Origin of the sequence: Desulfovibrio sp. 1214_IL3152 (genome assembly GCF_036763055.1) — a bacterium.
In the GTDB taxonomy this organism is placed as follows: Bacteria; Desulfobacterota; Desulfovibrionia; order Desulfovibrionales; family Desulfovibrionaceae; genus Desulfovibrio.
Genome location: NZ_JBAIYW010000055.1, coordinates 1 through 3459, shown reverse-complemented (window position 1 = coordinate 3459; position 3459 = coordinate 1). Strand labels below are relative to the sequence as shown.

Below are 3459 nucleotides of genomic sequence, written 5' to 3'. Positions count from 1 at the left end.
AACGGCATGCGCATCCTTGCCGCGCCCCTGCCGGGCGACAGCCCTGTGTGCAGCGGCGAATCCGGCGCGGCTCCTCTGGGAGCCATTGAGCATATCATGAAAAATCCGCAAATGCAGGACGTCCGCCAGGCCCTGAGGCTGGACGCCTCTTCCCGCATCCTGCTTTTCAGCACTGAAGGGGATACCTCACCCGATCTGTACCGCCAGATTGTCTGGTATGGGCGCTGTGCAGGGGTGGAAGCAGAGTAGCCGCCAGAGCGCACAGGGCCAGGGCGGGCGAAAAAATCCAGCCTGCCGGGGATGGTAACGGAATAGAGAGACAAAAAGGCCGCACGGATGTTGTGCGGCCTTTTTTATATATCGCGAAAAATTAGCGGTATTGTTGCATCAAAAAGGAACCTTCGTCAGGCAATGCCCGGTGCCGGTTTCTGTGCGGGACGCATGCCCTTATGGCGCGGGGTATTCGGGGTGCAGGTTCAAAGGCTGCGCGCACCCATTTGTGCGGCGGCTTGAGCCTGTGCCGGGAAAACTATTTTCCGCGTATCCAGTAGGTCTCAAAGCCATCCTGCAGCCAGCCGTCCTGCACCTGGGTGCACCCTGCCTGCTTGAAAAGCTGGCGGTATTCGTCGCGCGTGCGCCGCCAACCCCAGAACTGCTGCCGCCGTATGCCCAGATAGTGCAGGAAGCCGCGGATGAAAATTTTGATGGCGTTGACGAAGCTGCCGATAAAGGAATCCTCTTCCAGCAGGGAAGCCGAAAGCAGGATGATCTCGCCCTCGGGGGCCAACTGGGCGCGCAGTTCCTGCAGCAGGTAGGTGAACTCGCGTGTAGGAATGCCGTAGTCCACGGTGGAAAGGTAGATCATGTCGTAGTGGACATCTGGGGGCAGGCAAGCCGGCGGCAGGCCGATATAGATGCGTTCGCTGGGAATATGCCGGCGCAGCCATTTCATGCCCACAGTGCTTGGCTCGTTGACGTGCAACTCCAGCTCGGGCATTTCCTCCAGCAGGATTTTTTCCATATAGCCCACGCCGCTGCCGATGGACAGCACGCGCACAGGCTCTGTGCGGGGCTGCGCTTCTCTGGCAACCTGATCCCGCAACTGGCCGATGAGCCAGCGGGCGTCTTTGCGCTTGTTTTCGCGCCAGACTGCAGGCAGATCGTCCCAGTCCTTGTAGCGGCGAAACAGCTCTTCGTAGAACACCGCGTAGAACTTGGGTTCCGCCAGATGAAAAAAGGAGATATGCGAAAAGGACGTAAAGGGTATGCCCTGCCAGCTTTCTTGATAAAATCGCCGCACGTCAAGCCTCCGATCATGGCTGCAAGTATGCGTTATTGCAACGCCGAAGCCACTTCACACACTGTCGAGTATACCCCAAGCCACCATAGGGCGCAATGCGCGGTCAATTGTTCTGCTGTGCGCCTTATGCCCCACAAAGGGCTGCCCGCATTGCGCAGGGCCGCGGAATCATTGGGCTGCGGGGGCCGGAATCAGCCCGGAGCAGGCTCAAGCAGTCCGGAGGCATCCGAATCCGCCCGAATCGGGCAAAGGGCAGTGGCTTGCCCGTGTACCCACATGAATGGCGTAGCGCGCAAGGGTGGCTGTAAAAAGAATCTTTGTCAATGCACAGGGGGCGACACCGTTTGGCGCCGCCCCCCGTGTTTCAGACTGTCATTTCAGGTTCGCAGGCTCCAGAGCGGCTCAACTTTGAAAAAGTTGGAACGCTCTGCGTGGATTTTTTAAAAATCCGCACCGCGAAGCGGTTGCAAGGCTAACTTGATTCGACCGTTACCATAAAGGAAATTACGGACGAAGATAGCAGCGATGATCCGTCGTCAGACAACCACTGCAAGCGTTACATGCTCTAATGGTCCTTGGAGCAGCCGTTACGTCCCTTTTTTTTGGGGAACAGCACAAAGTTCCAGTACACCACATAGAGGGGCAGAACCACAAACATCATGGCATAAGCCCAGCTCTTCGTATAGAGGAAGTAATCGTAAAAAGTATGGAATTCCATAATATTCTCCTCTCCCTGTTGGCTAGTGCTCATCCCTGAAGTCGGGGTGTTCGTACAGCACCGGCATGTGGTAGATGATAAAGCGGTACACGGTCACGATCATCGTTACCACAAAGATGGAAATGCATATTTCCCAGATGCTGGGGAAGTAGCGTTCCGCCGGGGGCAGGTTGTAGTTGAAGGCGATCATGGACACGTTAAAGCGGTTCAGAACGATGCCCAGCACGGTATTGGCCGAAGCGATGCGGCACAGGGTCAGATTGCGGTCGCGAGCGCCCTTGGCGTAAAGCAGGGCGGGCAGCAGCACAAAGCCCAGCATTTCAACCAGCCACCAGGCCCCGTAGCCCGAGAAGACGTAGGACAGGTTGGCCTGCACAAGCATGTCGATGAGCTTGAGCATGAAGTAGGCGAACAGGATGAAAGAGGCCGCGCGCGAGAAGCTGAGGACCACGCCGTCAGATTCGCGCAGGTGGGTTTCGTCCATATAGTGGTGCAGGCCCTTGTGGGCAAAGATGCCTTCAAAGATGACCATGGAGGCCCCGGCAGCCATGGAGCTGACGAAGAAGAACATGGGCATGAAGGGCGAGTACCACAGGGGGTGCAGCTTTTCAGGCGCAATCAGGTACAGTGCGCCCAGTGAGGACTGGTGCAGGGTGGACAGAGTGACGCCGAAAATGGTGAGCACGATGGTGCTGTGCACCACAAGCCTGCGCCACTTGATAAGGCAGGGGAACTTTTGCGACAGCCATTCCATAGGCGCCACGGAAAACTCGATGAAGAGCACCGTAACGTAGGTGGCAACGCACAGGCCCACTTCAAAGAGCACTGACGTGGTTCCCGGGAAGAAGAACATGAAGGGCAAACGCAACGGATGGCCCAGGTCATACAGCAGGGCTACGACCACGAAACCGTAGCCGAGAAAGGCCGTGGTAATGGCCGGGCGCACGGCGGAATGAAACTGTTTCATGCCCATGACGTAGCAGGCCACGGTGGTAAAGTAGCCGCCAGCCGCCAGGGCCACGCCGCAAAGCAGGTCAAAGCCGATCCACAGGCCCCAGGGCTGGGTGTTGCTCAGGTTGGTAACCGAGCCGATACCCATGGTAAAGCGGATAACGGTGATTATCAGCCCCACCGTCAGGATGATGGCGGTGATGATATTGCCCGGAGTGGGTTTGAGAAACTCATCCAGGTTAAACAGCTTGCCTTTGCTGGGAATGACGATGCTGTGCTGTGACATTTACTTATCCTCCCCGTGACCCGTGCACGCCGTTTCCCGGGCCTTGAGGGCCTCGGTCATGGCGCGGCGGGCCGTATCGGCAGCGCCCGGCCCCTGGGTTTCCTCAATTTTGCGTACGGCTGCGTCCACGGCGGCGGCCACGTCTTCACGGGCTTCCTTGATCTTGTCGTCCGTTTCAGCTTTGTACATGGCTTCGCGACGCTT

At 57.6% G+C, this 3459-nt stretch carries 3 protein-coding genes and 2 pseudogenes; 1 reads left to right on the top strand and 4 read right to left on the bottom strand.

Annotation, left to right across the window (positions count from 1 at the left end; all coding sequences use genetic code 11):
* Positions 1-249 (top strand): annotated as a pseudogene (locus V6C07_RS01055) (diaminopropionate ammonia-lyase); the annotation flags it as partial.
* Positions 250-529: 280 nt separating this feature from the next.
* Here V6C07_RS01055 and V6C07_RS01050 read toward each other — a convergent pair.
* The 4 genes and pseudogenes from V6C07_RS01050 to V6C07_RS01035 all read right to left on the bottom strand — a co-directional run.
* Positions 530-1300 (bottom strand): methyltransferase domain-containing protein, encoded by a 771-nt coding sequence (locus V6C07_RS01050; RefSeq protein ID WP_333534547.1) that lies wholly within the window; start codon positions 1298-1300, stop codon positions 530-532.
* 565 nt (positions 1301-1865) lie between these two features.
* On the bottom strand, positions 1866-2018 hold the full coding sequence (locus tag V6C07_RS01045) for a hypothetical protein (RefSeq protein ID WP_291439032.1): 153 nt from the start codon (positions 2016-2018) through the stop codon (positions 1866-1868).
* A 22-nt stretch (positions 2019-2040) separates the two neighbouring features.
* Entirely contained in the window at positions 2041-3255 is a 1215-nt protein-coding gene (gene hmcC / locus V6C07_RS01040) for a sulfate respiration complex protein HmcC (protein WP_333534545.1), read from the bottom strand.
* Positions 3256-3459: pseudogene (locus V6C07_RS01035) on the bottom strand (hypothetical protein); the annotation flags it as partial.